Raw genomic sequence first — 6,298 nt, 5'->3', positions numbered from 1 at the left:
GCGCGGTGCATCAGCGTCATCGCCTCGGCGGCGGCGGTGCCCTCGTCGAGCATCGACGCGTTGGCGACTTCCAGGCCGGTCAGGTCGGCCACCATGGTCTGGAAGTCCAGCAGGGCCTCCAGCCGGCCCTGACTGATCTCCGGCTGATAAGGCGTGTAAGCCGTGTACCAGGCCGGGTTCTCCAGAATATTGCGCCGCAGCACCGGCGGCGTCAGCGTGTCGTAGTACCCCTGACCGATCATCGAGACCGCGACGGTGTTCTCCTCGGCCATCGTCCACAGTTCGGTCAGCGCCTCGGCCTCACTGACCGGCGCCGGCAGACGGTCCAGGCCGGGCGCCGCGCCGCTGCCGGTCAGCGCGTCGAGGATGCCGGCGGGTAGCGCGCGGCTCGCCAGTTCATCGAGGGAGTCGACCCCGATGACGGCAAGCATCTTGGCGATCGCGTCGATGTCCGGACCGATGTGCCGGTCGGCGAAGTCGATCTGCGGGTTCTGCGTATTCGATGCGGGCGAGTCAGACATCTGAGGCTCCTGACGGGTGGCGGAACCACAGCCGCGACTATCGCTGTCCATGGCTGCGTTCCTCTCCCTCTGTCGTCTACCCGAGCCGGGCGCCTGAGAGATTCAACCCGCGAGCGCAGTAGCAAACGGGCCTTTCCCCATGGGCGGGTGATCCGCCGCAGGCGGACACCACTTTCCAGAGGCATCGTGGCCTACCGCGGTCCGGGTGCCTGAGAGGTTGGCGGAGAGGTGTTGCTCCTTCGGCGTCCGTGGCTGGCAGCCATGGAACTCTCCCGCGGCAGGGCGATGCGAGCTCCAGTCTAGCGGCGGCCCACCGCTGCCGGGGCGAGCGTGTTGTTTGGCCGTCGACACGCCGCGCAGGGCGTACAACTGTGCACGCTCGGCAGGAAGCCGCGTCGGCAAGAAGCGCTAGCCGATCTTGCGGTCGCGGTGCTTGCGCCGGGACGCCAACTCGTCTTCCGGCGCGGCGATCGACTCGCCGCCATCGGCGCGCTCGCCGGGGAAGTCTGCGATTACGCCGGTGAGCTCACGCATCGCGCCGGACACCGCGATGCCGAACACGCCCTGTCCGCCCTGCAACAGGTCGACGACCTCTTCGGCGGACGTGCACTCGTAGACGGTGGTGCCATCGGAGAACAAGGTGATGTTGGCCAGGTCCTGCACACCGCGCTGACGCAGGTGGTCAACGGCGACGCGAATGTTGTGCAGCGAGATCCCGGTGTCCAGCAACCGCTTGACGATCTTGAGCACCAGGATGTCTTTGAACGAGTAGAGCCGCTGACTTCCGGACCCGGCCGCGCCGCGGATCGAGGGCACCACCAGCGAGGTGCGTGCCCAGTAGTCCAGCTGGCGGTAGGTGATACCGGCTATCTGGCAGGCGCTCGGGCCGCGGTAGCCGATCAGCTCGTCGGGCACCGAATCGTCCGGAAACAAACCGGCCTGAACGGGTTGGCCGGGTGCGGCAGCGGCGTAGTCACGGTTGGTGGCCGCGTCGTCACCCTCGGCGGGTTCCGACCCCAGCTCCAACTGATCGTGACGTGGATGCTCGTCCACCGCGCTTCCTCTCCCGATGTCACTAGCTCCCGCAGCCGGATGCGCTCAGGCCCGAGTGCTTGAGAGCATACGCTTTTCAACCCGTTGTCGTGGTTATCGTCGCCATCAAAGTATGGCCGTCGCCGGGTTCGCTCGGCGGTTTGCGCCGGGCGTGTCGAATTCCGGGCAGCAGATGAGACGCATCCGTGATGATGGGCGCCGGCAAACTTCGCGGGCCCGGCAGCATCATGGCGGCCCGCACCCGTGGCGTCAGGTGGCCTTGAAATCGTCAGGGGAAACGCTGTCCAGGAATTCCTTGAACTTCTCCACCTCGTCCTCGCGGACGCCGCCGCCCGGCTCTTCGTCGGTCTCGTCGGGTATCAGCAAGCCGGCCTCAGCCAGCACCGCTTCCTCGACGTAGATCGGCACGCCCACCCGCAGCGCGATGGCGACCGAGTCCGACGGCCGCGCCGACACCGTGATGTTGCGGTCGAAGATGAGGTCGGCGTAGAAGGTGCCTTCCTGCAGGTCGACGATTCGCACTTCTTTGAGTGAATGGCCCAGAGCAGCAATGAGATCGCGAATCAGATCGTGTGTCAGCGGGCGAGGCGGCTCGACGCCCTGCTGTTCCAGCGCGATTGCGGCAGCCTCGGACTGGCCGATCCAGATTGGCAGATACCGGTCACCGTTGGCTTCGCGCAGCAACAGCACCGGCTGGTTCTGCGGCTGCTCGACGCGAATGCCGACGACGCGAACTTCACCCATCTGTGTCTGCCTTCCACACATGCTGCCCTGTTCGATTCAGCCTGGCGCATCGGGCTTGTCGGGCGGCTGGTCCCGACAACTTCGTGGCACCAAGCTGTCGACCGAAGTCTAGTCCTCAGCGGTGAAGTACGTCGCGCACCGATGACTTGATCAGTGACGTATGCAAGGTGATCGCCAGCGCGGCGACCTCGCGGGCCAGCTCGTCGGCGCGGTCACGTGCGCCCTCCTTGCCGGCCTTGACCACCGGACCGGCGATCTGCGCAATGAGGTCGGACTGCCGGTCGGCCGCCGAGCGAAAGGCACGGAGGTGCCGCGGCTCGACACCGTAGTCGGCCAACGCTCGTGCGCACTGCAGGATCACTACCGCGTGCTCGTCGAAGAAGCCGGACGGCCCGGCGGTGATGACGCCGGCCTTGAGCAGCGCGGTCAACAGTTCGTCCTCGACCCCGGAACGTTCCAGGACGTCTTCCCGGCTCAGCCGGACCTGGGCGGGTGCCACCGCCGCCACCTCGGATTGCCCGGTGGCGGGCCCGGCGGTGACCGACACCAAACGCGGTACGCCGTAAGCCGATCCGGACGTCGGCAGCTCCCCGTCAGGTCGGCCGTCGAGCTGCGCCTTGATCACTTTCAGCGGCAGGTAGTGGTCCCGCTGGGCGCTGAGTATGTAGCGCAGCCGCGCGCAGTCGTAAGCGGTGAAGCGGCGATATCCCGATGCGGCGCGCTGCGGCGTGACCAGTCCCTCAGACTCCAGGAAGCGGATCTTGGAGATCGTCACGTCTGGGAAATCCGGTCGGAGCGAATCCAGTACCGCCCCGATCGACATCCCGGCCAGCGCGGGCGTATCGGGTGCGGTCACGGGCTGCCGGATGCCGAGTCGTCACCCGGCTTCGGGCCGGTCAGAAACACCAGACGGAACTTGCCGATCTGGACCTCGTCACCGTTGGCCAGCACAGCCGAATCGACCGGCTCGCGGTTGACGTAGGTTCCGTTGAGGCTGCCGACGTCGACGACATGGAACTCGTCGCTTTCTAAGCGGAATTCGGCGTGGCGGCGGCTGACCGTCACGTCATCGAGGAAGATGTCGCTGTCGGGATGGCGGCCTGCTGAAGTGGTCGGCTGGTCGAGCAGGAAACGGGACCCCGCGTTGGGTCCTCGCTTGACGACGAGCAGCGCCGAGCCGGCCGGCAGGCCTTCGACGCCCGACACTGTGGTCTCCCCGCCTGTCTGCGCGGGAGCGTCCAGTTCGCTGAGGAAGTCGGCGCGGAAAACCGATGTCGTCTCCACGGTGACATCGTCAGAGATCTGGTCGTTGTCGTTATCCGTCACCCGCTGCTCCTCACTAGCCGCTGTGGCGTTGTCTGACCGACCCGCCGGGCCGGCTTTCCAGCGGCGTGCCGTCGATCTGTCGACCGTACCGCGCACTGGTTCCAAATGTGCCCACCACCGCAGTATCGGTGCCGGGCACTCGGAGGACCTTAACAACCGTCATTCCGACAGCGTGCCCCGGTACGCCTCGGCGTCCAGCAACGCGCCGAAGTCTTCATCGAGCGCGTCGGCGTCGTCGGCCTGCAGGTCCAGCAACCAACCCGCGTCGTAGGGGTCGGAATTGACCAGCTGCGGGCTGTTGTCCAGATCACCGTTGACCGCAACCACTTTCGCCGAGACCGGCGCGTAGAGATCCGACACCGACTTTGTCGACTCCACCTCACCGAACGACTCGCCGGCAGCGATACTGGCGCCTACCTCCGGCAGCTGGACGAACACGACGTCGCCGAGCGACGATTGCGCGAAGTCAGTGATCCCCACCCGCACGGTGTCGTCCCCGGTGCGGCGGACCCACTCATGGTCGGCGGTGTAGTGCAGGTCGGGCGGAATTTCGCTCACGGTCATCCTGTTCGGTCGGAAGTGACTCACTTGACGGGCTGAGCGTATTGGCGCGGTTTTGGTTGCCGCAAGGCGGTCACATCCACCCGGTCGGACTGTTGCACCGACATCCGTCCGCCCACCCGCTTGACACTGTCGACGGCGCCTCCCGGGATGTTCATCGCGGCGGCCAACGTCGGCGCGTCGCCAACGGCCACAACGAAATACGGCGAGGAGAGCCGTTTGCCGTCGATCGTCAACGCGCCCGGAGCGCCGACCACCCAGGTGTCGACACCGACTCGCACGGCATCGTGGTCGTCGTTGATCTCGATCGCCTCGGCCCCGGCGGCGCGTAGCTCGTTGATCACGTCGAGCATTGCTTGTGGTGCCACCCCGGGGCCTGGGTCGTCGATGGTCACCCTGACGCCGGGCCCGGTGGCGCCGACGGTGCCGACCAGGATGGACAGCGCCGCCAACCGGGCCTGAGCGTTTTCGATGGCCGCCTGATTACTGCTGCCCGACGCCTGCAGCGAGGCCAGCGTGCGCTGCAGGTCAGCAACCTCGGCGTTCAGTGCGGCCTCCCGCTGACGCAGCGAATCCAGCAGCACGAGCAGGTCGGCCGGGCGCGCCGTTTGCAGGGCATCGCCGGATCCGGTCTCCCGGACCTGGGTCACGATTGCAACGCCCAGCATCAGGCACAGCACGACGGCGAGCGCGCCGAAAATTGGCCGGGAACGGCTGCGCGGCAGCCTCAACCATCTGCCGGCCTGGCGGAGCCGACCGATCGCCGGGCGCGGCTGATGGGGCGGCAACTCATGTCGGCCGTGGGCGGTGGTGTCGGTGTTCGCGGTGTCGTCGCCGGAATGCTCTGTCGCGGCGGGCGGGTCGGCGTCGTCGCTGTTTTGGTGCTCTTCCCGCTCAGTCATCAGCGCCGCTCCTCCTCATCGCTTCGCTTTGCATCGTCGCCGGCGCGGTCATCAGCGCCGCTCCTCCTCATCGCTTCGCTCTGCATCGTCGCCGGCGCGGGTCATGGGTGGCTCAGGCCCCGAACAGGCGGCGGCGCAGACCGGCGGCGTTGCCGAAGATCCGGATGCCCAGCACGACGATGATGGCGGTGGACAACTGGGTGCCCACGCCCAGCTGGTCGCCGACGTAGACGATGATCGCGGCGACCAGAACGTTGAAGACGAACGACACCACGAAGACCTTCGGATCGAAGATCCGCTCCAGATAGGCCCGCAGCCCGCCGAACACCGCATCGAGCGCTGCCACGACGGCTATCGGCAGGTACGGCTGGATCATCTCCGGCACGTTGGGGTGAAAGATCAATCCCAGCACGATGCCGATGACAAGCGCGGCGATGCCGATCATCCGCGTCCGGTTCCCGTCATTGGATTTCCTGTCACTTTTGGGGCCCAATCCGCTTGGCGAACTTGATATCCCGGACCGCTCCGGCAGGCAACGTAAGTCCGTCGCCGAGGCTGACGGTGACGCCCACACCGTAGGAGAGCTCCAGCAGCCTCAGCCGCTGCAACCCGAGGCTGGTGTCGAAGACGTCCCGCATGGTGTGCGGCGGTCCCACCGCGAGCACCTTGTAGGGGCTGGCGATCGGATTATTGTCGACCAGAATCGCCCCGCCTGCCTGCCGGATGGTCACGTTCGGCCCGAGCCGCACACCGCACACTGCGATCGCTTCTGCGCCGCTGTTCCACAGCGAGTTGATGACCAGTTGCAGGTCGCGGTCGAGGATGATCTGCTGGCTGCCGGCCACGCGCTGTTTGGAGACGTCGGAGAGGTCCGGAGTGATGCTGGGCTCGGTCACCGTCAAGGTGAGCCCCGGACCGGTGACGCGGGTGGTCGCATCCGCCAGGCTGAGCTTGTCCAGGCCCGCCAGCAGCCGCCGGCCCTCGGCGTCGTCAGCCAGCGTGCGGTGCTGCACATCGTCAACTTGTGCTGCCAGTGCGTTGCGGCGTGCGATCAGCTGGCTGATGGACGCCTCGGTGGCGCGCGCGCTGGTCGCCAGCACGCGTTGGGCAGCGGTCATCCCGGGTGCGACGGAGCGGGCTTGCGCGACGGCGGCGGCGAACACCGCGGCGATCAGCAGCGCGGACAGTGCC

9 protein-coding genes, 1 pseudogene and 2 riboswitches are annotated in these 6,298 nt (G+C 66.9%); all 10 genes and pseudogenes read right to left on the bottom strand.

Going from position 1 to position 6,298, the window contains the following annotated elements:
* Positions 1-521: pseudogene (locus WA317_RS02085) on the bottom strand (glycine dehydrogenase (aminomethyl-transferring)); the annotation flags it as partial.
* Between the two features lie 59 nt (positions 522-580).
* A riboswitch (glycine riboswitch) is annotated at positions 581-708 on the bottom strand.
* A riboswitch (glycine riboswitch) is annotated at positions 709-806 on the bottom strand.
* Between the two features lie 123 nt (positions 807-929).
* On the bottom strand, positions 930-1,574 hold the full coding sequence (locus tag WA317_RS02080; protein ID WP_425171462.1) for a MerR family transcriptional regulator: 645 nt from the start codon (positions 1,572-1,574) through the stop codon (positions 930-932).
* A 249-nt stretch (positions 1,575-1,823) separates the two neighbouring features.
* Entirely contained in the window at positions 1,824-2,318 is a 495-nt protein-coding gene (locus WA317_RS02075; RefSeq protein WP_425171461.1) for a bifunctional nuclease family protein, read from the bottom strand.
* A gap of 115 nt (positions 2,319-2,433) precedes the next feature.
* Positions 2,434-3,174 carry a MerR family transcriptional regulator gene (locus tag WA317_RS02070; protein ID WP_425171460.1) on the bottom strand — a complete coding sequence of 247 codons (741 nt, stop codon included), beginning with the start codon at positions 3,172-3,174 and terminating at the stop codon, positions 2,434-2,436.
* Complete coding sequence (gene garA, locus WA317_RS02065; RefSeq protein ID WP_425171459.1) at positions 3,171-3,644, bottom strand: glycogen accumulation regulator GarA; 474 nt, start codon at positions 3,642-3,644, stop codon at positions 3,171-3,173. Before garA ends, WA317_RS02070 begins: the two co-directional genes overlap by 4 nt.
* Before the next feature lie 13 nt (positions 3,645-3,657).
* A complete protein-coding gene (locus WA317_RS02060) occupies positions 3,658-3,807 on the bottom strand; it encodes a hypothetical protein (protein ID WP_425171458.1) in 150 nt (49 codons plus the stop codon).
* Positions 3,804-4,202, bottom strand: a complete 399-nt coding sequence (gene gcvH / locus WA317_RS02055) for a glycine cleavage system protein GcvH (RefSeq protein ID WP_425171457.1) — start codon at positions 4,200-4,202, stop codon at positions 3,804-3,806. Before gcvH ends, WA317_RS02060 begins: the two co-directional genes overlap by 4 nt.
* Positions 4,203-4,228: 26 nt before the next feature.
* Entirely contained in the window at positions 4,229-5,107 is an 879-nt protein-coding gene (locus WA317_RS02050; protein WP_425171456.1) for a DUF881 domain-containing protein, read from the bottom strand.
* Positions 5,108-5,219: 112 nt separating this feature from the next.
* Positions 5,220-5,552: a small basic family protein gene (locus WA317_RS02045; protein WP_425171455.1), complete on the bottom strand. Its 333-nt coding sequence runs from the start codon at positions 5,550-5,552 to the stop codon at positions 5,220-5,222.
* A 31-nt stretch (positions 5,553-5,583) separates the two neighbouring features.
* Positions 5,584-6,298 (bottom strand): DUF881 domain-containing protein (locus WA317_RS02040; RefSeq protein WP_425171454.1); only part of this gene is annotated, 715 nt, incomplete at its 5' end.

It is taken from the genome of Mycobacterium sp. (assembly GCF_049802695.1).
Lineage (GTDB): Bacteria > Actinomycetota > Actinomycetes > Mycobacteriales > Mycobacteriaceae > Mycobacterium.
The sequence above is the reverse complement of the archived record's forward strand: the minus strand, read 5'-3'. Positions and strand labels throughout refer to the sequence as shown.